Source organism: Nonomuraea sp. NPDC049421 (genome assembly GCF_040677005.1).
Lineage (GTDB): Bacteria > Actinomycetota > Actinomycetes > Streptosporangiales > Streptosporangiaceae > Nonomuraea > Nonomuraea salmonea.
In genome coordinates, this window is the sequence record NZ_JBFAQA010000034.1 from 41,414 (window position 1) to 62,180 (window position 20,767).

Annotated in this window: 19 protein-coding genes and 1 riboswitch; of the genes, 7 read left to right on the forward strand and 12 right to left on the reverse strand. The window is 69.1% G+C overall.

The features are described 5' to 3' along the window. Positions 1-3: 3 nt before the first annotated feature. Both disA and AB0K18_RS41170 read left to right on the forward strand, forming a co-directional pair. A complete protein-coding gene (gene disA / locus AB0K18_RS41165; RefSeq protein WP_345392320.1) occupies positions 4-1,080 on the forward strand; it encodes a DNA integrity scanning diadenylate cyclase DisA in 1,077 nt (358 codons plus the stop codon). Between the two features lie 132 nt (positions 1,081-1,212). After that, positions 1,213-1,773 carry a dihydrofolate reductase family protein gene (locus AB0K18_RS41170; RefSeq protein ID WP_364926130.1) on the forward strand — a complete coding sequence of 187 codons (561 nt, stop codon included), beginning with the start codon at positions 1,213-1,215 and terminating at the stop codon, positions 1,771-1,773. A 38-nt stretch (positions 1,774-1,811) separates the two neighbouring features. Here AB0K18_RS41170 and AB0K18_RS41175 read toward each other — a convergent pair whose 3' ends face one another. Beyond that, a complete protein-coding gene (locus AB0K18_RS41175; protein WP_364926132.1) occupies positions 1,812-2,498 on the reverse strand; it encodes a hypothetical protein in 687 nt (228 codons plus the stop codon). A 78-nt stretch (positions 2,499-2,576) separates the two neighbouring features. On the opposite strand from AB0K18_RS41175, the gene AB0K18_RS41180 reads away from it, so the two are divergent. Beyond that, positions 2,577-3,452: an A/G-specific adenine glycosylase gene (locus AB0K18_RS41180; protein ID WP_364926134.1), complete on the forward strand. Its 876-nt coding sequence runs from the start codon at positions 2,577-2,579 to the stop codon at positions 3,450-3,452. Between the two features lie 115 nt (positions 3,453-3,567). On the opposite strand, the gene AB0K18_RS41185 is transcribed toward AB0K18_RS41180, so the two are convergent. Both AB0K18_RS41185 and AB0K18_RS41190 read right to left on the reverse strand, forming a co-directional pair. Further along, complete coding sequence (locus AB0K18_RS41185) at positions 3,568-3,984, reverse strand: cupin domain-containing protein (RefSeq protein WP_364926136.1); 417 nt, start codon at positions 3,982-3,984, stop codon at positions 3,568-3,570. A 13-nt stretch (positions 3,985-3,997) separates the two neighbouring features. Further along, positions 3,998-4,375 carry a cupin gene (locus tag AB0K18_RS41190; protein ID WP_364926138.1) on the reverse strand — a complete coding sequence of 126 codons (378 nt, stop codon included), beginning with the start codon at positions 4,373-4,375 and terminating at the stop codon, positions 3,998-4,000. 63 nt (positions 4,376-4,438) lie between these two features. On the opposite strand from AB0K18_RS41190, the gene AB0K18_RS41195 reads away from it, so the two are divergent. Beyond that, complete coding sequence (locus tag AB0K18_RS41195; RefSeq protein WP_364926140.1) at positions 4,439-4,903, forward strand: MarR family transcriptional regulator; 465 nt, start codon at positions 4,439-4,441, stop codon at positions 4,901-4,903. 48 nt (positions 4,904-4,951) lie between these two features. Here the strand turns inward: AB0K18_RS41195 and AB0K18_RS41200 are convergent, their stop codons facing one another. After that, a complete protein-coding gene (locus tag AB0K18_RS41200; protein ID WP_364926142.1) occupies positions 4,952-5,890 on the reverse strand; it encodes a TIM barrel protein in 939 nt (312 codons plus the stop codon). Between the two features lie 454 nt (positions 5,891-6,344). Here AB0K18_RS41200 and AB0K18_RS41205 point away from each other — a divergent pair, with 454 nt between their 5' ends. Next, positions 6,345-7,844: a hypothetical protein gene (locus AB0K18_RS41205; protein WP_364926144.1), complete on the forward strand. Its 1,500-nt coding sequence runs from the start codon at positions 6,345-6,347 to the stop codon at positions 7,842-7,844. Positions 7,845-8,107: 263 nt separating this feature from the next. Here AB0K18_RS41205 and AB0K18_RS41210 read toward each other — a convergent pair whose 3' ends face one another. From AB0K18_RS41210 to AB0K18_RS41230, 5 genes are all read right to left on the reverse strand, one after another. Beyond that, on the reverse strand, positions 8,108-10,609 hold the full coding sequence (locus tag AB0K18_RS41210; RefSeq protein WP_364926146.1) for an ATP-dependent Clp protease ATP-binding subunit: 2,502 nt from the start codon (positions 10,607-10,609) through the stop codon (positions 8,108-8,110). Positions 10,610-11,796: 1,187 nt separating this feature from the next. Next, entirely contained in the window at positions 11,797-12,129 is a 333-nt protein-coding gene (locus AB0K18_RS41215) for an Lsr2 family protein (RefSeq protein ID WP_090937978.1), read from the reverse strand. A gap of 512 nt (positions 12,130-12,641) precedes the next feature. Beyond that, positions 12,642-13,130: an RDD family protein gene (locus tag AB0K18_RS41220; RefSeq protein ID WP_364926148.1), complete on the reverse strand. Its 489-nt coding sequence runs from the start codon at positions 13,128-13,130 to the stop codon at positions 12,642-12,644. A 113-nt stretch (positions 13,131-13,243) separates the two neighbouring features. Continuing rightward, positions 13,244-14,629, reverse strand: coding sequence for an RDD family protein (locus tag AB0K18_RS41225; RefSeq protein WP_364926149.1), 1,386 nt, complete (start codon positions 14,627-14,629; stop codon positions 13,244-13,246). A gap of 85 nt (positions 14,630-14,714) precedes the next feature. Beyond that, positions 14,715-15,290, reverse strand: a complete 576-nt coding sequence (locus AB0K18_RS41230) for an amino-acid N-acetyltransferase (protein WP_364926150.1) — start codon at positions 15,288-15,290, stop codon at positions 14,715-14,717. A 277-nt stretch (positions 15,291-15,567) separates the two neighbouring features. Continuing rightward, positions 15,568-15,719, forward strand: a riboswitch (cyclic di-AMP (ydaO/yuaA leader). Between the two features lie 122 nt (positions 15,720-15,841). On the opposite strand from AB0K18_RS41230, the gene AB0K18_RS41235 reads away from it, so the two are divergent. Continuing rightward, positions 15,842-16,771: a C40 family peptidase gene (locus AB0K18_RS41235; RefSeq protein WP_364926152.1), complete on the forward strand. Its 930-nt coding sequence runs from the start codon at positions 15,842-15,844 to the stop codon at positions 16,769-16,771. Between the two features lie 198 nt (positions 16,772-16,969). On the opposite strand, the gene AB0K18_RS41240 is transcribed toward AB0K18_RS41235, so the two are convergent. Further along, entirely contained in the window at positions 16,970-17,182 is a 213-nt protein-coding gene (locus AB0K18_RS41240; RefSeq protein ID WP_345392350.1) for a LuxR C-terminal-related transcriptional regulator, read from the reverse strand. A gap of 625 nt (positions 17,183-17,807) precedes the next feature. Continuing rightward, positions 17,808-19,289, reverse strand: coding sequence for a bifunctional lysylphosphatidylglycerol synthetase/lysine--tRNA ligase LysX (gene lysX / locus AB0K18_RS41245; RefSeq protein ID WP_364926153.1), 1,482 nt, complete (start codon positions 19,287-19,289; stop codon positions 17,808-17,810). Between the two features lie 144 nt (positions 19,290-19,433). Between lysX and AB0K18_RS41250 the strand changes: the two genes are divergently transcribed. Next, on the forward strand, positions 19,434-19,916 hold the full coding sequence (locus AB0K18_RS41250; RefSeq protein ID WP_364926155.1) for a hypothetical protein: 483 nt from the start codon (positions 19,434-19,436) through the stop codon (positions 19,914-19,916). A 65-nt stretch (positions 19,917-19,981) separates the two neighbouring features. Here AB0K18_RS41250 and AB0K18_RS41255 read toward each other — a convergent pair whose 3' ends face one another. Continuing rightward, positions 19,982-20,764 (reverse strand): type III pantothenate kinase, encoded by a 783-nt coding sequence (locus AB0K18_RS41255; protein WP_364063997.1) that lies wholly within the window; start codon positions 20,762-20,764, stop codon positions 19,982-19,984. Positions 20,765-20,767 lie beyond the last annotated feature (3 nt).

Genomic DNA, 20,767 nt, shown 5'->3' on the forward strand with positions numbered 1-20,767 from the left:
CAGGTGGATAGGAGTCTTGACGACCGCCGTCGCGAAGCGCTGGCCGCTGTTGCGCCGGGCACACCTCTGCGCGACGGCCTCGAACGCATCCTGCGCGGGCAGACCGGCGGGCTGATCGTGCTCGGCTACAACCGTGTCGTCGAAGAGCTGTGCAGCGGCGGTTTCGAGCTCGACGTCGACTTCTCGGCCACCCGGCTGCGCGAGCTGGCGAAGATGGACGGCGCCATCGTGGTGAGCGACGACGACAAGATCGTCCGCGCCGCCGTCCACCTCGTCCCCGACCCCTCGATCCCCACCGACGAGTCGGGCACCCGCCACCGCACCGCGCAGCGCGTCGCCCGGCAGACCGGCCTGCCGATCATCGCGATCAGCAAGTCGATGCGGATCATCGCCCTTTACCTCGACGGCATCCGCTACGTCCTCGAAGAGTCGGCGGCCATCCTGTCCAAGGCCAACCAGGCGCTGGCCACCCTTGAGCGCTACAAACACCGCCTCGACGAGGTCTCCGGCACCCTGTCGGCGCTGGAGATCGAAGACCTGGTGACCGTGCGCGACGTCGCCGCCGTGGCGCAGCGCCTGGAGATGGTCAGGCGCATCTCCGACGAGATCAAGGGCTACGTCGTCGAGCTCGGCACCGACGGACGCCTGCTCTCGCTCCAGCTCGACGAGCTGGTGGCCGGCGTCGACTCCGAGCGCGAGCTGGTCATCCGCGACTACCTCCCGGCCCCGGCCGGCCGCCGCCAGCGCCGCCTGCTGGAGGCCGTGCACGACCTCGACCACCTGTCGGCCGGCGAGCTGCTCGACCTGTCGGCTGTGGCGCGCGTGCTCGGCCACAGCGGCGCCGACCAGCTCGAAAGCCCGGTCAGCCCGCGCGGCTTCCGCCTGCTCGCCAAGGTGCCCAGGCTGCCCGCCACGGTCGTCGACCGGCTGGTCAACCACTTCGGCAGCCTGCAAAAGCTGCTCGCGGCCAGCATCGACGACCTCCAGGCGGTGGGCGGGGTCGGCGAGTCCCGCGCCCGCAGCGTCCGCGAGGGCCTGTCCCGCCTCGCCGAGTCCTCCATACTCGAACGCTACGTCTGACCCTGTCGCCCCGCGTTTTCGCAGGCCGGAACGCCTTTCTCAGCGCCGGAACATTTTCTCCCGCCGCATGTCGAGAACGGCCGATCCGCTCCGACCCCTTCACGACAGCGACCACTGAAGGGATCGGACACCATGCGCAAGCTCATCTTCTGGGTGCACACCTCCATCGACGGCCACATCGACGGCCCGGCCGGCGAGTTCGACTGGCCCATGATGGGTGAAGAGCTCTCGGCCTACTCCGAGGCGCTCTGCGAACGCAGCGACACCTTCCTGTACGGCCGGGGCGTCTGGGAGGGCATGGTCGCCTTCTGGCCGAACGCCGAGAAGATGTCCGACCACCCCCACGTCCTCAAGTTCGCCCCCCTGTGGCGCAGTACCCCGAAGATCGTCGCCTCGACCACCATCGAGCACGACGACTGGGCCACCGAAGTGATCGGCACCGACCTGGCGGAGCGCATCACCGACCTCAAGCGGCAACCAGGCGCCGACCTGCTGCTGACAGGCGGCTCCGGCCTGGCAGGAGAGCTGACCCGGCTCGGGCTCATCGACGAGTACCACATCGCCGTGCACCCGGTGGTGCTGGGCGGCGGCCGGCCGCTGTTCCCGCGCGGCGCCGACCGGCTGGGGCTGCGGTTCGCGGGCTCGCGGGTCTGCGACGAGGGTGTGGTGGTGACGCGCTACGACCGCGCATGACCGGCGGCCCCGCGCCCCGACCCGCAGGGCGGACGCGGTCAGCGCAGGTGGAAGACGCCCTTCGGGCTACGGAGCTTGCCCATCCGCACCATGGCCACGTACGTGCCGGGCAGCGCGGACGGCGGGGTGGCGCGGCAGTCGGAGCTGGAGCGCCGCCGGTCCCACTCCAGCGAGCGCACGTACGGCACCCCGCGCTGCAGCTGCTTGACGTCGGTGCCCTCGCCGCTCACGCAGTCGGCCGTGGACCAGATGCGGTCGGACCCCGAGGTGATGCGGACCTCCATGGCGCGCGGCCCCACGTCGGCCGTGCACATCACCGGGCCCGTGTTGACCAGCGTCACCAGGAACGACGGCCGCGCGCCGCCCGCGTAGATCGGCTCCTTGCCGCCACCCTGCAGGTGGAGGACGAGGTCTTCGTCCGCGCACGGCTCACCCGGTCGCTTGGGCCGGGCGGACGGTGACGGCTTGGGGCTGGCCGTCGGCGTGGGCGACGGGCTCGCGGTGCCCATGGCCAGCGTACGCAGGCCCGAGAGCAGCGGATCGACGGCAGGCGTAGCGCTGACGCTCGGTGACGACTGGGCACGGGACTCCCGCTCCGGCCCGCTGCCGCCACTGGAGCACGCCCAGGCCACCACGGCCACCACGACGAGCACCGCCACCAGTACGCTCATCCGGCGCCGCCAGTAGATGTCACCGCCGTCGCCGCGCATAGTATCCGGGTCCATACGCCAAGGATGGTGAGCGAGCGACCACCTAGGGTGACGACACGCCGACGGCCTTAATCTACGAATACGCTTGACCGCGTGGTTGAGCCGAACCTCCTGCACACCCCCGTTCTGGACTGGTACGAGGACAACGCCCGGGACCTCCCCTGGCGCGCCCCCGACGCGACCCCGTGGGGGGTGCTGGTCAGCGAGATCATGCTGCAGCAGACCCCGGTCGTCCGCGTCCTGCCCATCTGGCACGAGTGGATGGAACGCTGGCCCATCCCCAAGGCGCTGGCCGCCGAGCAACCGGGCGAGGCCGTACGCCACTGGGGCCGGCTCGGCTACCCGCGCCGGGCGCTGCGCCTGCACGCCTGCGCCCGCGCCATCACCGACGAGCACGACGGCGAGGTGCCCTCCGACCACGAGACGCTGCTGTCGCTGCCCGGCATCGGCGAGTACACCGCGGCCGCCGTCGCCAGCTTCGCCTACGGCGGGCGGCACGCGGTGCTGGACACCAACGTGCGGCGGGTGTTCGCGCGGGCGATCCGCGGCGAGGAATACCCGCCCACCGCCACCTCGGCCGCCGAACGCCGGCTCGCCGAGAGCCTGCTGCCCGAGCTGGGCGCGCCCCGGTGGGGGGTGGCCGTCATGGAGCTGGGCGCCCTGGTGTGCACGGCCCGCTCCCCCCGCTGCGCCGACTGCCCGATCATGGGGCTCTGCGCCTGGCGCCTCAACGGCAAGCCGCCGCACGCGGGCCCCGCCCGCAAGGGCCAGACGTACGCCGGCACCGACCGCCAGTGCCGCGGCCGCCTCCTGGCCGTCCTCCGCGCCGCCCACGGCCCGGTCCCCAAGTCGGCTCTGGACGCGGTGTGGGACGACGCCGCCCAACGCGAACGCGCCCTGGACGGCCTCATCACCGACGGCCTGGCCGAAGCATTGGACGACGGCACCTACCGCCTCCCCCACGCCTGAACCCACCGACCAGCTCGACCGCCCCGGCACGGGCGCGCCGCACAGCGGGCCGCCGGCTTACCGCTCCCAGCGGGCTGACCGCAGCGGGCTCACCGGGTCCGGTGGGACAGCCGGGTCACCGGACCCACGGGGGCACGAGGCGCTCTGTGTCCTTGGGGGCGAGGTCGCAGGCGTCGGGTTCCGACCTGCCGTCCGGGTTGTACACCTTCGCCCCGGCCGGTGCGGTCACGATCGAGACGAAGCCGCGCTCGGCGTCGGCGACCATCTGCCGGCTGACGTCCGGAGGCAGCACCATCGTGTCCCCGGCGCCCACCTCGTACCGCTCGCCGCCCAGCGTCACCACCGCGGCCCCGTCGAGCCACGTCCACACCAGCTCGGCATCGAACGCGTGCACCGGCCCCACCATGCCGGGCCTCGCCTCAACCCGCCAGACCGCCGCCCCCGCCTGCCCCTGCGTCGGCGAGGCGAGCGTGGTCATCACCCCGTTGGGCGTCTCGACCCGCCGCGCCTCTGACGCCGTGACAACACTCATCGCCATTCCTCTCTCACGCGATCCACGGCGGAACGCCGTAATCGGCACCATCGGCGGCCAGCGCCCGAGCCCCGGCAGGAGCCGTGACGACGGCGCTGTAGCCGGCGTCGGGATCGGCGATCACCCGCCGCAGGGTACGGGCCGGCATGACGACCGTGTCCCCGGCGGCGACCGCGTACGTCACCCCGCCCAGCTCGACGGTCGCCGCCCCGGCGACCCAGCTCCACACCTGCTCGGCATCGAAGTCGTGCACCGGCCCCACGGCACCGGGCCGCGCGTCGACCCGCCACATCGACCGGGCCGCCCCGCCCTGCGCAGGCGAGGCGAACGTCGTCATGACCCCGCCAGGAGTCTCCGACCGGCGCGCCTGCGCGCCCCTTATGACAGCCACCAGGTTTCACCCCTAAGATTTAGGCAACCACATTGTCGAATATAGTTAACCAGGTTGTCTATCATGTCAAGCCCCGGCTTCGAACTACCACTGCGCCTGCTGCTCGCGTTCCGCATGTTCATCGACGAGCTGCACGCCGAGCTGGCCCGCCAGGGCCATCCCGCCCTGCGCCCGATGCACGGGTTCGTCATGCAGGCCATCGGCCCTGACGGCACCACCGCCGTCGAACTCGGCCGCGCACTCGGCGTCTCCAAACAGGCGGCCGGCAAGACCATCGACACCCTGGAGAGCGCCGGCTACGTCGAACGCACCGCCGACCCCCAGGACAGCCGCCGCAAGCTCGTCCGCCTCACCCCGTACGGCATCGACGCCCTCACCCGCTCGGCCCGCATCTTCGACACCCTGCGCGCCCGCTGGGCCGCCGAGCTCAGCGAGGACCGCCTCAGCGCCCTCGAAGCCGACCTGCGCACCATGACTCCCGCCAACCCCTGGCGCCTGGACACCCCCGGCTGGTTCGGCAACCTCTGAGAACGCGGAAAGGCCCGGCCGCCAGCGACCGGGCCCCTCGACGACGAATCAGGCGGCCAGCTGCAACCCCAGGCTGGTCAGGTTCGTCCGCGCCCAGGCCAGCTCCTCGGCCAGCAGCGACACCAGCGCGCCAGGGCCCTTGGCCCGGCCCGGCACGGTCAGGTTGTGGGTCTCGACCTCGATGTGCGCGCTCCCGCTCACGGCCCCCGACAGCATGGCGGTCAGCGTGTCGTGCAGCACGGCCCCGGTGCTGGGCGTCTCACCGGTGTGGTTGTGCACGTGCCCCAGCTTCACCACGGGCGCGCCCGCCGCGGCGAGCCCCTTGAGCGCCGCGCCCGGCTCCTCGCCCCCGCCGGCCAGGTGACAGGCGTCGAGGCACACGCCCAGGTGCTCGGAGTCGATGCCGCCCACCCGCTCCAGCGCCTGCTCGGTCGTCTCCAGCACGCACCCCGGCCACGGCTCGAACCCGACCCTGATCGTCTTGCCGGTCGTGCTGTAGATGCCGCGCAACTCTCGGGCCAGCCGCTCGAGCCGGCGGGTGGCGATGGAGTGCAGGTCGGCGGGCCAGTCGCGGCGCCAGCCGATGGGGATGGTGGAGATGCTGCCGAACCGGACGTCCTCCGGCAGCAGGAACGCGAGGATCTTGGCCAGCGCCATCGTGTAGCGGTAGCGCTCGGGCTTGGCCCAGTCGGGGCCCGGAACGTCCTGGTTGCGGCCGCCGGTGCCGTTGAGGCTGACGACCTCCAGGCCGCGCTCCTCAAGGGAGCGGCGCAGGCGTACGAGCTCGATCCGGTCGGCGGTGAGGTGGTCGGCGACGCTCGGGGACAGCCACAACCCGATCCCCATCCGCTCCACGCCCAGCCGCTTGCGCACCGGGACCGCGTATCGGGTGAGGTGCGCGATGAGGTTCTCCAGGTCCTCAGCGGGGTGGACGCCTGCGTTGTAGGCGAGGTGAACGAGCGTTCCGTCATCGTGACGCAGGCGCATCGGTTTCCTCCACGGCTTGCTGATGTTGTCCCGTCGCCCGCCTCGGGCGTGCGACCAAGTGAGCATGCCTGCCTGCGGCTGCCGCGCGCGTCCGCCCTGAGTTGATGGTCCGCTACTCCTCTGGGAGCAGCCTCAGTTTGAGATCGCGCTCTTGTGACTCACTTGGATGAGACTTGGCTATGCTCTACGCAGTGTAGTACTACTCGCGGTGGTGGTATACCCGGCCATCCAACGATTAGGCAACGACCTCTCTTTCCGGCAGCAACCGGAGTGAGGACCGCCTGTACCCGCCTCGTACGGCCCCCAGAACCGCCCACCCACCCCGAACACCCGACAAACGCCACCATCCCCCCAAAAGCCCCCTCAGAGCCTTCGGGGACCCCTCCCCGGCCAAGCCGCCCACAATGACAGGCGAGCGAGCTGTTCGTCGGAGGAGGGCGCCCTCATGGGTCCTGTGAGTTCACCTCGACCGAAGCCGGTCCACGACCCCTGGGCGGTGGCGCTCGGCAACGCCTCCCTGCTGGGCGTCGGCTACCTGATGATGAGACGCCCCATGCTCGCCCTCGGCACCGGCGTGATCACCTACGGGCTCCTCGTCGTGCTGGTCATGGCCGTACGGGCCACCTGGTTCGAGGTCCTGGTGCTGGTGTGGTGGGTCGCCCTGATCGCCCACGGCTGGTGGCTGGCGCGCGGCGGCGAGCCCGTGCGACAGCAGCGGCTCGCAGGACTCGGTACGGCCCTCGTCGTCCTGCTGGCCGTCGGCTACCTGCGCTTCGACGCCGCCCGGATCGAGCAGGACGCCGCAGCGGCCCACCGCCGAGGCGACTGCGCCCGGGCGCTGTCGATCCTGGACGGACTGGGGGCCGGCCACCACGTGGCCGCCGCCCCGCTGACCGTCCGGGCCGAGAACGGCAGCGCCGCCTGCCGCCTGCTGGTGACGGCCGGCGAGCAGGCCGCGGGCGACCGGCTGCTGGCCGCCCGCACCCTCCAGACCTACCGCGAGCATCCGGCCGCGCTCTGGCAGGGCGCCGAGGACCGCAGAGCCGGCCTCTTCCTCGCCCAGGCCACCACCGATCTGACCACCGCCCTGACCGGCGACACCAAGGCACTGGAGACGGGCTTCGCCCATCTGCAGCAAGCACTCAAGGCAGGCCAGGAGACGAAGGCGGCGCAGGTCCTGGACGGCTTCCTCGGCGGCCTGCCCACCAAAGACGCCTGCGCCACCAGGACCATCACCGACTGGCTGGCCGAGCACAAGGCAGGCGACGGCGTGCTGGACCGCGCAGCGGACGTCGTCCCGGAGGTCGCGCCCGCGGCGATCGTCGGCTGCGGCGACGCCCTCGCCGAGGACAAGGAGTGGAAGCAGGCCAAGGCCCAGTACGAGCAGCTGCTCGACCAGTACCCCAAGGACGACCTCGCCGCCAAGGCCAGGAAGGGCAAGGAGCGCGCCGGCCTGGAGATCGAGCTGGCGAACGTGAAGAAGCTCCTCAAGGGCGACGAGCCCGACTACTGCAAGCGTCCCGCGCCCTACCACGGCGCACCCCGCTACCGGGGCGGCGGCCCGCACCGCGCGATCATGCTCGGCAGGAAGGACCACCGGGCGAAGCTGCCCAAGTCGTGGCTGGCCAAGGACCCCGAGGACGCCGTCCTGGTGATCTGCGCCGGCGAGAGCAAGAACGGCGCCGCCGTCAGAACCTGCCCGTACCTGTCCGAGCACGCCCTCGGCGGCCACACGTACGTGACGTTCAGAAAGCGGAAGATCCCCGTACGCGTCTACGAGCTGCACACCGGCAAGCGCGTGGGCCCGAAGAGCGTGCAGATCAGCGGCTCCAGCTGCCCGCGCCGCATCCACTACACCTACTACGGCGTCGACATCGGCCCGCCCAGCGACATGTTCGTCAAGTCCTCGAAGTCGGACATCCGCGCCGCCTACGGCCGCCTGATCAGGCCCTGACCTCCGGCACGCGAAGCCCCCGCCGACCCGAGGCACGGAAAGACCCCCGCCGACGCCAGACACACGAACGCCCCCGCCGACCCCAGCCACGCGAAAGCCCCCGCCGACCCCAGACAGTGGAAGCCTCCGCTGCTCCCAGACACGCGAAAGCCCCGCCGACCCTAGACACGCGAAAGCCCCCCGCTGCTCCCAGACGCGCGAAAGCCCCCGTGTGAGCGACTCACACGGGGGCTTTCGATCGAGCCCTGGCCCTCAGAGGGGCGTCAGTTCTGGATCGGCGCTGCGATCGCGGCGGCCGAGTCCGGGATCTTCGAGGAGGTCTCCCCCTTGAAGATGAACTTGGCGTCGTCGCCTTCGCCCTCCACCGTCACCTTCACGACCTGCCCCGGCCGGAGCTCGCCGTAGAGGATCTTCTCCGACAGGGAGTCCTCCAGCTCGCGCTGGATCGTCCGGCGCAGCGGCCGGGCGCCCATGACCGGGTCGTAGCCGCGGTCGGCGAGCAGCTGCTTGGCCTCGGGCGAGACCTCGAGCCCCATGTCGCGGTCCTTCAGGCGGGCGTCGACCTGGGCGAGCATCAGATCCACGATCTTGATGATCTCGACCGGCGTCAGCTGGTGGAAGACCACGATGTCGTCGACACGGTTGAGGAACTCGGGCCGGAAGTGCTGCTTGAGCTCCTCCTGGACCTTCGCCTTCATCCGCTCGTAGTTGGACTCGGTGTCGTTGGACTTCGCGAACCCGACCCCGATGCCCTTGGAGATGTCGCGGGTGCCGAGGTTGGTGGTCATGATGATGACCGTGTTCTTGAAGTCGACCACCCGGCCCTGGGCGTCGGTCAGGCGACCGTCTTCCAGGATCTGCAGCAGCGAGTTGAAGATGTCGGGGTGGGCCTTCTCGATCTCGTCGAACAGGACCACGGAGAACGGCTTGCGGCGCACCTTCTCGGTGAGCTGACCGCCCTCTTCGTAGCCGACGTAGCCGGGAGGCGAGCCGAAGAGCCTGGAGACGGTGTGCTTCTCCATGAACTCCGACATGTCCAGGCTGATCAGCGCGTCTTCGTCGCCGAAGAGGAACTCCGCCAGCGCCTTGGACAGCTCGGTCTTACCGACACCGGACGGGCCGGCGAAGATGAACGAGCCGCCGGGACGGCGGGGGTCCTTCAGCCCGGCGCGGGTGCGCCGGATGGAGCGGGACAGGCCCTTGATGGCGTCGTCCTGGCCGATGATCCGCTTGTGGAGCTCGTCCTCCATGCGGAGCAGGCGCTGCGACTCCTCCTCAGTCAGCTTGAAGACCGGGATGCCGGTGGCGGTCGCCAGGACCTCGGCGATGAGCTCCTGAGTGACCTCGGCCACGACGTCCATGTCGCCGGCCTTCCACTCCTTCTCCCGCCGCTCGCGCTTGAGCTGCAGCTGCTTCTCCTGGTCGCGGAGCGCAGCGGCCTTCTCGAAGTCCTGCGCGTCGATCGCGGACTCCTTGTCGCGGCGGACGTTGGCGATCTTCTCGTCGTATTCGCGCAGGTCCGGCGGCGCCGTCATGCGGCGGATGCGCATGCGGGAGCCGGCCTCGTCGATGAGGTCGATCGCCTTGTCGGGAAGGTAGCGGTCGCTGATGTAGCGGTCGGCCAGCTGCGCGGCGGCCACGAGCGCGTCATCGGTGATGGACACGCGGTGGTGGGCCTCGTAGCGGTCGCGCAGACCCTTGAGGATCTCGATCGTGTGGCTGAGCGAGGGCTCGGCCACCTGGATCGGCTGGAAGCGCCGCTCGAGCGCCGCGTCCTTCTCCAGGTATTTGCGGTACTCATCGAGCGTCGTCGCGCCGATCGTCTGCAGCTCGCCGCGGGCCAGCATCGGCTTGAGGATGCTGGCGGCGTCGATCGCGCCCTCGGCGGCGCCCGCACCCACGAGCGTGTGCAGCTCGTCGATGAACAGGATGATGTCGCCGCGCGTGCGGATCTCCTTGAGCACCTTCTTCAGGCGCTCTTCGAAGTCGCCGCGGTAGCGGGAGCCGGCGACCAGGGCGCCGAGGTCAAGCGTGTAGAGCTGCTTGTCCTTCAGCGTCTCGGGCACCTCGCCCCTGACGATCTTCTGCGACAGGCCCTCGACGACGGCGGTCTTGCCGACGCCGGGCTCGCCGATGAGAACGGGGTTGTTCTTGGTCCTCCTGGAGAGGACCTGCATGACCCGCTCGATCTCCTTCTCGCGGCCGATGACCGGATCCAGCTTGCCCTCGCGGGCGGCCTGGGTCAGGTTGCGGCCGAACTGGTCGAGCACCAAGGACGTGGACGGGGCCGACTCCTGGGGGCCGCCCGCCGCGGCCGGCTCCTTGCCCTGGTAACCGTGGAGCAGCTGGATCACCTGCTGCCTGACACGGTTGAGATCAGCTCCAAGCTTGACCAGCACCTGGGCCGCCACACCTTCACCCTCGCGGATGAGCCCGAGCAGGATGTGCTCGGTGCCGATGTAGTTGTGACCCAGCTGCAAAGCCTCACGGAGCGACAGCTCGAGGACCTTCTTGGCCCGCGGGGTGAACGGAATGTGCCCCGACGGAGCCGACTGGCCCTGGCCGATGATCTCCTCGACCTGCTGGCGCACACCCTCAAGGCTGATGCCGAGGCTCTCCAGAGCCTTGGCGGCCACGCCCTCACCTTCATGGATCAAACCAAGAAGAATGTGCTCAGTGCCGATGTAGTTGTGGTTGAGCATCCTGGCCTCTTCTTGGGCCAAGACGACAACACGCCTCGCTCGGTCGGTGAACCTCTCGAACATCTCGTCGCTCCTCACAGAGCGGTCAGTCAGGCCGGTAAATCCGGTCCCGTCCTCCCGCATGCTAGCCCTGGCTCGGCGAACCGTGCCCTCTGCCGCTGACACGCTCTATAGCAGACACGTTCCCCGAGAGCAGGGCGTTCACCCTCCATCCAACTACTGTTCGGGGGTGACATGTTCCCGCTACGCCGCAAGCGAACGATGTTTAAGCCGCCCCGGCGGGGCGACTGCGAATTGCCACTCGCGGCGCACGCGGATCCCTCACGGATCTGGCCATCGGACGCCTGGCACGAAGGCGGCGTTGGGGACGCCGCTTCGCCCGCGCGTCGCTGATGCCGCGTATCTGTTCTGACGTCATCGTATGTGGTGATGCGAGGCTTGGCCAAGCGCGCACACTACGCCCTGAGCACAACTCGCCACCCTGCGCGCATCGCGCTTCTGCAGGCGCCCGTACAGACGGTAATCGGTAATGCGGCATCCGGTCAGCCCGGTTACCGGACGCATCCCGCATGATGAGACGCCGTCACCGGTTGATGCGTCGCATTCCTCGTGATCCTTGCACCAGCAGGTGCACGGCAATCGGAATGCCGGCCGGTCGCGAGTTGGCCGCATTGTGGGCCGATGCCGGGGAACCGGCAATGCATGAGGCTTGCTCATACTCGCGTCTTATGGCCGCGGACGGAGGGCGGGGCCTGGATATCGCGCCCGCAAGCGGAGCGCGGGACCGGGATATCGCGCGCGGCCGCGCATCCGTACGCCACGGGTTTCCCGCCGGATGCGGCGGCAGTGGATCACGCTTTTACGCTACAGCGCGTGAAGAGTTGGGCCGCCGGGTTAACCCCCGGCGGTCGCTGATTTCGCCCGCGTACAAGCGGACCATGCCGGGAACGGCAATGGGGGCGGCCGGCCCGGCGTACACGGAGCGTACTCCTGAATGGGCTCGGCCGCCCCACACGGCTTTCGGCGCGCGCTCGCCCGCATAACGCGGCCCCGGCCGGAAACCCGCCGGAAACCGGCGCCGGGGATGGCCAGTGAACGCGCGCGCCCAAAACGCCCACATTTGGGCGCCTTAGGAGATCATCCTCCACGGAGTCCGGATTCGCGGGACGCCGGGGAAACGATCATGCGCTTATGGCGGCCGCCGGGGTCCAAGGCGAACATCATAAGCGCATGGTCGAGTGACGGGCTTGTCAGTGAGCGGCCTCGTACTTCTCCACGACGGTGGAGGCGATGCGGCCGCGCTCGCTGACGGGCAGGCCGTGGGCCTTGGCCCACTGACGGATCTCCGAGCTCTTCTCCCGGCTCATCGCACGGCTGCCGCCGCGACCGCGGCGACGCGTGGATACGGCGCCCGCCCTGCGCGCGTGCTGCACGAAAGGCGTGAGAGCGTCCCTCAGCTTCTTCGCGTTAAGGTCGCTGAGGTCAATCTCATAGGAGGAGCCGTCAATAGCGAAGCTGACCGTCTCATTGGCCTCGCCCCCATCGAGGTCATCGATGAGAATCTCCTGGATCTGCTTGGCCATGTACGCAATCCTTTCGCGGAGCATTGTTTCATTCGCCTGCCCAAACATATACCCGGAAAGGCGTGGAGACAATTCAGCGCTACGGGGATTCGGCTGACTAGCCGATCAGTTCTGCCGCTCGGGCTGATCCTCGCGGTTTCGGCGGCCCCCCACGGCCTCGGAGCGGACCAACTTCACTACGCCAAAGATGAAGGCGCCGGCCACCACCAGAGGGGGGATGAGCGCTGACAATACGTCCGTTAGGGCTTCCATTCGTCCTTCGCCTCCACGGCTAGCGGGGTTTCGGGGGCGCTTTACGCGCTCGGCGCGCCGCCACGGGAGCCCGGCTCCTCATGACGCGCGGGCGATGACCACCCGTACCCGACCATAGCGGCACACAGATGCCCTGCGTGTCGCAGGGGCGCCATCATCCGGCAACCCGGACGCCCCATAGCCTAATGCCAGTCTCTCCAGGCTCCTTACCGGATCAACCGAAAATTTTACGAAAAGACGTCGCCCCAGGTACGCCGGTCTCACCGAAGATCTTTTACCACCCGCGTTCCCGCCACCCTGTCGTGCGGTCCCCGCTCCAGCGGCTTGTCCATGAGGATGAGCAGCCCCACGCCGAAGAGCAGCATTCCGGCCACCAGATTGACCACCGGAATGCCCATGAGCATCAGCGGGGCCGGATAGACCAGCGACCGTTTCAGCAGCGTACGGGGCGGCCGGTCGCCCGGCGCCAGGTGAATCCGCATGATCGCCTTACCGAACGTGCGCCCGCGCCGTGAATGAGCCCACCAGTCGTAACCGGCATAAGCGAACCCGGCCACCGCCCAACCGATCACCCCGGGCAGCCGGCCACCGAACACCTCCGACATCCCGACAGTCCGCAAGAAGCCCCACAGCGTAATGAACAGAATGTAATAGAAGACCCCGAAGACGAGCGCTTCAATGAAGCGGGCGGCCAGGCGTTCCCACCATTCAGCGGGGCGGGCCTGCGGTCCTGGCGGTGTCCCGGCCATATCTCCCACCTCACGTGTTCGCAGCGCACGGGGGACTCTGACCATTTTCACCGGGGGACGCGGACATAACACAAGGGCCGGCGCAGAGCCGGCCCTTGTGTCGCCCTGAAGGGCTACCTGACCTTGACGACCACGGTCTTGCCGAACTTGTCGCCGAACGTCTGGTGCAGCGGCTTGTCCCAGAGCTGCGACGCGCCGTTGAGCGCGTAGATGAGCCCCGCGATCATCGGGCCCAGGATCGGCACCCAGTAGAAGATGTAGCCGCCCACCGTCAGCAGGGCGCGCTTGAGTGCGACGTCGGTCGGCACGCCGTCGGGCTGCAGCTGCCCGCCGACCTGGACGACCTTGATGCCCAGCGCCATCTTGCCGACGGTCTGGCCCTTCATCTTCGTCAGCAGGAAGTCGTAGAGCAGATAGACGATGGTGACGACGATCGAGACGACCACGTAGTACAGGATCCCGAAGGTCAGCCCGCTCGTGAGGCCCGTGATCGAGCTGTAGGAGGGGTACAGCGGCGCCAGCAGGAGCTGCACCACGTACAGCACGATGCCGAAGATGACGCCGTCGAGGAACCTGGCGAGCAGGCGCTGCCACCACTCGGCGAGCGGCGCGGGCGCACCGGGCGGCTGGACGCCGACCGGCTGGCCGTAGGGCTGCCCGTAGCCGGGCTGCTGGCCGTAACCGCCCTGGCCGTACGGCTGGGGCTGCCCGTAGCCGGGCTGCTGGCCGTACTGCTGCTGGGGGTCGTAGCCCTGCTGGCCGTAGGCCTGCTGCCCGTAGCCGGGCTGCGACTGCTGCTGCTGGCCGTAACCCTGCTGCTGGCCGTAGCCCTGCTGGGCGTCGTAGCCCTGCTGGCCGTAGCCAGGCTGCGACTGCTGCTGCTGGCCATAGCCCTGCTGGCCGGACGGGGGCTGCTGGCCGTAGCCGTGCTGCTGGCCGTAGTCGGGCTGGGACGGCTGCTGCTGGCCGTAGCCCTGCTGCTGGCCGTAGCCCTGCTGGGCGTCGTAGCCCTGCTGGCCATAGCCCTGCTGGGGGTCATAACCCTGCTGCTGACCGTAGCCGGGCTGCGACGGGGGCTGCTGTCCGTACTGGGGCTGCTGGCCATAGCCCGGCTGGGACTGCTGCTGCTGACCGTAGCCCTGCTGCTGCTGGGGGTCGTAGCCCTGCTGGGGGTAGCCCTGCTGCCCGTAACCGGGCTGCGACTGCTGCTGCTGACCGTAGCCCTGCTGGCCCTGCTGGCCGTACTGGGGTTGCTGGCCGTATGAGGGCGGCTGCTGGCCGTACTGGGGTTGCTGCTGGCCATAGCCGTACTGCTGTTGCTGTTGCTGTCCGTACTGGGGCTGCTGCCCGTAGGCGTCGTCCGCCCGGTAGCCGACCACAGTGACGTCCGGGTCGGGCTCGCCGGGGTGGCGGCCCGCGTTCTGCTGCCCGTAAGGGGTGCCGGGTGCAGAATTCTCGCCGGATTCGTCCTGTGGATACGGCGGCTGTCCGGTGCTCACCGTGTCACCTCGCTTCGAGTGCGCATGTGGCACGTGTCAGGACACATGCCTGTGCCGCCCAACGTATCGACATAGGTATCAACAATCACCTTTCCATCTGGTCAAGGTCCGCGTCACCCGATGTCAGATGCAGCAGCATGCGGGTGTTGCCCAGGGTGTTCGGTTTGACGTGTTCCAGGTCGAGGAACTCCGCGACACCTTCGTCGTACGAGGCCAGCAGTTCGGCGTACACCTCGGGTGAGACCGGCGTGCCCTGAATCTGGCGAAAGCCCAGTCTTGCGAAGAAGTCGACCTCAAAAGTCAGACAGAACACACGCCGCAGACCTAGATCATTCGCCTGCTGTATCAGCGCCGAGACGATCCGATGGCCGACGCCCATGCCACGGCACTGCGGGTCCACGGCCACGGTACGGACCTCCGCGAGGTCCTCCCAGAGCACGTGGAGCGCACCGCAACCGACGACCTGCCCGCCCCGTTCGGCCACCCAGAACTCCTGTACGTCCTCGTACAGGGTGACGGTGGCCTTCTTCAGGAGCCGCGAGCCCGTGCCCGCCCCCGCGTAGGTGTCCACAAGCCTCCTGATGTCCCGCACATCGGGCGTGCGGGCGCGCCGGACCACCACCGCGGTCTCGGCTGCTGTCAGTTCGGCCACCTGCTCCATGGCCCTCCAGGGTACAGATGTCATTACGGCTCGGCCCTAACTCCCACGTCTCGGCCCATGCTGTTACAACTCGTGCTCATCCGAGCACGCGCTCTGAGCAGGCCCGCGAGTCACCAGATCGGGCGGCAAATCCGTCATAAGTTGCGTTTCGTACGGCCAGGCACGAGATCACCTTGTGACTCTTCGGTTGTGAAACCTCTACAGAGTCGGCAGTTCTGGTTGAGCACGAACCCGGAGTGCATTAGTGTCCAGCGACGATGTTCCCCGCGTGTCGCGCGCGGGCGACACGCCTAATCCTCCGCGAGGAGGAGCCGGGGAACCGCCGGTGACGCCCCCCAGCGCCACCACCGGGGTGAATCCGCAACGTCCGGTAGGGCTGCTCCGGCCCGAACCCGTCAGCTAACCCGGCAGGCGTCGACGAGAGGAGCTGGTTGGTGAAGCGCACGCGCAGGCGTGAGAGGACGACCGCGGGCGAGCACGCCCGCCGTCCGCAACGTGCCTCCCGGCGGTCGCGTCTGCTCGGTGTAATAAGTGTCACACTGGCCACCTTTTTGGTCGCCGCCCCCGTCGGCTCCGCCTCCGCCGACCCCAAGCCCTCGCTCCAAGACCTGGCCAAGCAGGTCGAGAAGATGCACACCGAGATCGAGACGCTGGCCGAGGAGTACAACAGCCAGCGGGAGAAGCTCAAGAGCGCCAAGAGGGCCGCTGACGCCGCGAAGAAGACCCTGGCCACCAGCGAGGCCGACCTCGCCGCCAAGCGCGCCAAGGCCGCCGCACTGGCCGAGAACGCCTACATCACGGGCGGCCTCAGCCGCGCCCTCGCCTTCGCCACCTCCGACGACCCCGACGAGTTCCTCGACCGCGCCGCCACCACGTACGTGCTGGAGCAGCAGCAGGGCGAGGCCGTCAACCAGGTCACCAAGGCCAGGGAGGCCGCCGAGCGGGCCAAGGCGGGCGCCGCCAGCCGCATCAAGGAGGTCGAGAAGCTCATCTCCGACCTCGACAGCAAGCGCGACAAGATCACCACGCTGGTCACCAAGGTCGAGAGCAACCTCTTCAGGCGGGCGCTCGGCGAGGCGGGCCGGCCCGGCACCCGGGCCCAGCGCGTCAACCTGCCCATCGTGGGCAGCGGCAAGGCCGCCCAGGCCGCCAGGTGGGCGCTCACGCAGCAGCTCAAGCCGTACGTGTGGGGCGCGGAAGGCCCCAGCTCCTACGACTGCAGCGGCCTGGTCATGGCCGCGTACCAGCAGGTCGGCATCTCGCTGCCGCACTACACCGGCAGCCAGTGGACGGCGGGCCGCCACATCGACCGCTCCGAGCTGCGCCCGGGCGACCTGGTCTTCTTCTACAGCGACCTGCACCACGTGGGCATCTACCTCGGCGGCGGCATGATGGTGCACGCCCCGCGGACCGGCGACGTCGTCCGCATCGCCTCGATCGAGCGGCGGCCCTTCGCCGGCGCGGTGCGCATCGCCGACTGAGCCGCCCCGACCGAGCCGCCCCGACCGAGCCGCCCCGACCGAGCCGCCCCGACCGAGCCGCCCCGACCGAGCCGCCCCGACCGAGCCGCCCCGACCGAGCACGCAGGAGCCCGCTCTGGCAGGGGCCGCCCCGCGAGGTCCGCAGAAGGCCCTACAGAGGCCCGCAGGGCCCGCCCCACACGAGCCCGTCGCCGGTGATCAGATCAGCTGGCGGCGGGCCGCCCAGGCCACGGCCTCGATCGCCGTGGCGACGCCGATGCGGTCGCAGATGCCCCGCAGTCTCCGGCGAACGGTACGGCCGCTGATGTCAAGCCGTCTGCCCACCCGATCGACCGTGACCCCTTTCGCCAGCTCCGACAGCAATGCGAGGTCCGCATGGCTGAGTTCAACACCTTCAGTGAGCACTTCCATCGGGAGCCCTCCCCCCCAACAGCAGAACGTGGGCCTCTCGACCGGACCCAGGTTGCTCCTCGCAGACCGTAAACGCATCCTGGAAAGGTCGTCAAGCATGACAACCGTGTGGCTTGACCAGCGCTATTGACATGATCCGAAATATGTGACGCCCTGGCGATAAAGCACTACAGAACGCCGCCAAATAACAGGCCCGCACAACGCGAAAATCGGCGCTGAACGCCTTTCGATCTTTCTCTTCGCACCCATGAGAAACCGCCCGGCCGACGTACGGGCAGCACGACGGAACGGCCGGTCGGCGAGGTGTTCCAGGGCGGCGCGGCCTCGTCGCGGGCCGGCTCGCGACGGCAGCCCCTGGCCACGCGGCAGAGCCGCCCGCGCCTGCGCGCCCGACCTGCCTGCGGGCCCGCGAACTTGACCAGATGCTTACAGACGATCAGATGTCGGAAAGCGGGCCGACCAGAATGCGGTTCGGCGCAGGCGTCCAGAAGGTCCTGGCCGCGCACGCGAAACGGCTTCGGCGCAGGCGTCCAGAAGCGCCGTGACCACGCACGCGAAACGGCGGCGCCGCCCTCAGGGCAGCGCCGCCGCACATGTGCTCAGTGGCTGGGCTCAGTGGCTGGGCTCAGTGGCTGGGCTTGACCAGCGGGAACAGGATGGTCTCGCGGATGTTCTTGCCGGTGAACGCCATGATCATCCGGTCGATGCCGGCGCCCATGCCCCCGGTCGGCGGCATGGCGTACTCGAGCGCCTGCAGGAAGTCCTCGTCGAGCTGCATGGCCTCGAGGTCGCCGCCGGCGGCCAGCAGCGACTGCTCGACCAGCCTGCGCCGCTGCTCGATCGGGTCGATCAGCTCGGAGTAGGCGGTGCCGAGCTCGGTGCCGAACCCGATGAGGTCCCACTTCTCGGTCAGCAGCGGGTTGTCGCGGTGCTGGCGGGTCAGCGGCGAGGTCTCCAGCGGGTAGTCCATGACGAACGTCGGCTGCACCAGCGTGTGCTCGACCAGCGCCTCGAACAGCTCCTGCACGAGCTTGCCCGAGCCCCACTTCGGGTCCCAGTGGACCTCGCGGCGGTCGGCCAGCTTGCGCAGCTCCTCAAGAGTGGTGGATGTGGTGATCTCCTCGCCCACGGCCTGCGAGACCGCGCCGTAGAGCGTGATGCGCGGCCACTCGGCGATGCCGAGGTCGATCTCCTGCCCGTCGTGCACGACCACCGTGGTGTCGAGCGCGGCCACCACGGCCTTCTGGTACATGCGCTGGGTCAGGTCGGCCATGTCGTTGTAGTCGAGGTAGGTGCCGTAGGCCTCGAGCATCGTGAACTCGGGGTTGTGGGTCGAGTCGGCGCCTTCGTTGCGGAAGTTCCGGTTGATCTCGAAGACCTTCTCGATGCCGCCCACCACGAGCCGCTTGAGATAGAGCTCGATCGCGATGCGAAGGTAGAGCTCCATGTCGTAGGCGTTGATGTGGGTCTTGAACGGCCTGGCCGCCGCGCCGCCGTGGATCGGCTGCAGCATCGGCGTCTCGACCTCGAGGTAGCCCTCTTCGTGCCAGAAGTCGCGCACCGCGCGCACGGTGGCGCTGCGGACCCGGGCCATCTTCCTGGCCTCGTCGTTGACGATGAGGTCGACGTAGCGCTGGCGCACCCGCGCCTCGGGGTCGGTGAGGCCGATGTGCTTCTCCGGCAGCGGGCGCAGGCACTTGGCGGTGATCTGCCAGCTGTCGGCCAGGATGGACAGCTCGCCGCGCCGCGAGGTGATGACCTCGCCGCTCACGCCGACGTGGTCGCCCAGGTCGACGTCGCGCTTCCAGCTCGCCAGCGACTCCTCGCCCACCTTGTCGAGGGAGATCATCACCTGCAGATCGCCGTCTCCGTCGCGGAGGGTGGCGAAGCAGAGCTTGCCGCCCACGCGGTTGAGCATGACGCGCCCCGCGACCGCGACCCTGTCGCCGGTCGAGGTGTCGGGCTCCAGGCCCTGGTATTTCTCCCTGACCTCGGCGTTGGTGGCCGTGCGTGGGAAATTCACCGGGTAAGGGTCGACGCCCTCGCTGCGAAGGCGGTCGAGCTTCTCCCTCCGGATGCGCATCTGCTCGGGAAGTTCGTCGCTCACAACATCAAAGGGTAGGGGATATGGCGAACTGCAAGGGCTCGTCGGCCTGCTGTAGATCCTCTGCAAGAGCCCTGGCTTACCAATATCTCACGAGCTCAGGGGGGAGCCGGTAGGGAGCCGGCCCAGGGAGCTCAAGGAGAGAAGATGTTCAAGAAGATCGCCACAGGGCTCCTGGCCGCCGCCGCGACGACCGCTCTCGCCCTGTCACTTCCCACCGCCGCTCAGGCCTCCAGCTTCGACCACCACCGGGACTCCTCCGACAGCTGGGGCCCCGTCCACGCCAAGTTCGGCCTGGCCAAGGCCGAGGGCTGGATCGGCGTCGACTGGAACCGGCGCGGCACCCACAACGAGGTCAGCGTCGCCGGCCGCCTCTACGACCGCGACAACCGCACCTACCGCCGCGGCGGCAAGTGCGCGTTCGTCACCTTCCAGGCCCGCGAGTTCCGCAGCGGCTGGGACACGGTCTACACCGACAAGTACTGCGGCTACCCCGGCTTCGAGCGCTTCCGCTTCGAGGTCGAGGACGTCTCGGCCGTGCGGGTGAAGGTCTGCCAGGCCGGCCCGCAGCACAACGCGTGGCCGACGAACTGCGGCCGCTGGGACTACATCTACTCCGCCCGCCACTGACCGTGGCAGGCACACGAGCGGCCCCCCACATCGGCGGGGGGCCGCTCTTTGCTGTGTACGGGGGATCAGCCGGCGTTCCTGTGGTAGATCAGCCGCAGCCCGATGAGGGTCAGCCACGGCTCGTGCACGTCGATCGAGCGCGACTCGCCCACCACGAGCGCCGCGTGGCCGCCGGTGGCCACCACGGTGACGTCGTCGGGGTCGTCGGCGAGCTCGGCGGCCATGCGCTCGACGATGCCGTCCACCTGGCCCGCGAAGCCGTAGATGATGCCGGCCTGCAGCGCCTCCACGGTGTTCTTGGCGATCACCGAGCGCGGCCTGACCAGCTCGACCTTGTGCAGCTGGGCTCCTGCCGCGGCCAGGGCGTCCACGGAGATCTCGATGCCGGGCGCGGTGACCGCCCCGACGTACTCGCCCTTGGCGGAGACCGCGTCGAACGAGGTGGCGGTGCCGAAGTCGACGATGATGCAGGGGCCGCCGTACTGGTCGATGGCGGCCAGCGCGTTGACGATGCGGTCGCTGCCGACCTCTTTGGGGTTGTCCATGCGTACGGGAACGCCGGTGCGGATGCCCGGCTCCACGATCACCGCGGTCACGTCGCCGTAGTAGCGGCGGCACATCTCGCGCATCTCGTTGAGCACGCTCGGCACGGTGGAACAGATGGCGATGCCGTCGACGTCGGCCCCCTTGAGCAGTGGCGACTGGGCCAGCAACCCCTGGAGGACGACCGCGATCTCGTCGGCGGTGCGGCGGGCGTCGGTGGCGAGCCGCCAATGCTCGATGACGTCCTCGCCCTCGAACAGTCCCAGCACCGTGTGCGTGTTGCCGACGTCGATCGTGAGCAGCATCAA

Excerpts from the sequence above, each read along its gene's own strand:
- AB0K18_RS41170 (WP_364926130.1), top strand. The coding sequence starts at position 1,213 with ATGCGCAAGCTCATCTTCTGGGTGCACACCTCCATCGACGGCCACATC.
- AB0K18_RS41240 (WP_345392350.1), bottom strand. The coding sequence starts at position 17,182 with ATGGAAGTGCTCACTGAAGGTGTTGAACTCAGCCATGCGGACCTCGCA.
- AB0K18_RS41175 (WP_364926132.1), bottom strand. The coding sequence starts at position 2,498 with ATGGACCCGGATACTATGCGCGGCGACGGCGGTGACATCTACTGGCGG.
- AB0K18_RS41200 (WP_364926142.1), bottom strand. The coding sequence starts at position 5,890 with ATGCGCCTGCGTCACGATGACGGAACGCTCGTTCACCTCGCCTACAAC.
- AB0K18_RS41255 (WP_364063997.1), bottom strand. The coding sequence starts at position 20,764 with ATGCTGCTCACGATCGACGTCGGCAACACGCACACGGTGCTGGGACTG.
- AB0K18_RS41210 (WP_364926146.1), bottom strand. The coding sequence starts at position 10,609 with ATGTTCGAGAGGTTCACCGACCGAGCGAGGCGTGTTGTCGTCTTGGCC.
- AB0K18_RS41250 (WP_364926155.1), top strand. The coding sequence starts at position 19,434 with ATGTTCAAGAAGATCGCCACAGGGCTCCTGGCCGCCGCCGCGACGACC.
- AB0K18_RS41230 (WP_364926150.1), bottom strand. The coding sequence starts at position 15,290 with ATGGAGCAGGTGGCCGAACTGACAGCAGCCGAGACCGCGGTGGTGGTC.
- AB0K18_RS41215 (WP_090937978.1), bottom strand. The coding sequence starts at position 12,129 with ATGGCCAAGCAGATCCAGGAGATTCTCATCGATGACCTCGATGGGGGC.
- AB0K18_RS41195 (WP_364926140.1), top strand. The coding sequence starts at position 4,439 with ATGTCAAGCCCCGGCTTCGAACTACCACTGCGCCTGCTGCTCGCGTTC.
- AB0K18_RS41220 (WP_364926148.1), bottom strand. The coding sequence starts at position 13,130 with ATGGCCGGGACACCGCCAGGACCGCAGGCCCGCCCCGCTGAATGGTGG.
- AB0K18_RS41185 (WP_364926136.1), bottom strand. The coding sequence starts at position 3,984 with ATGAGTGTTGTCACGGCGTCAGAGGCGCGGCGGGTCGAGACGCCCAAC.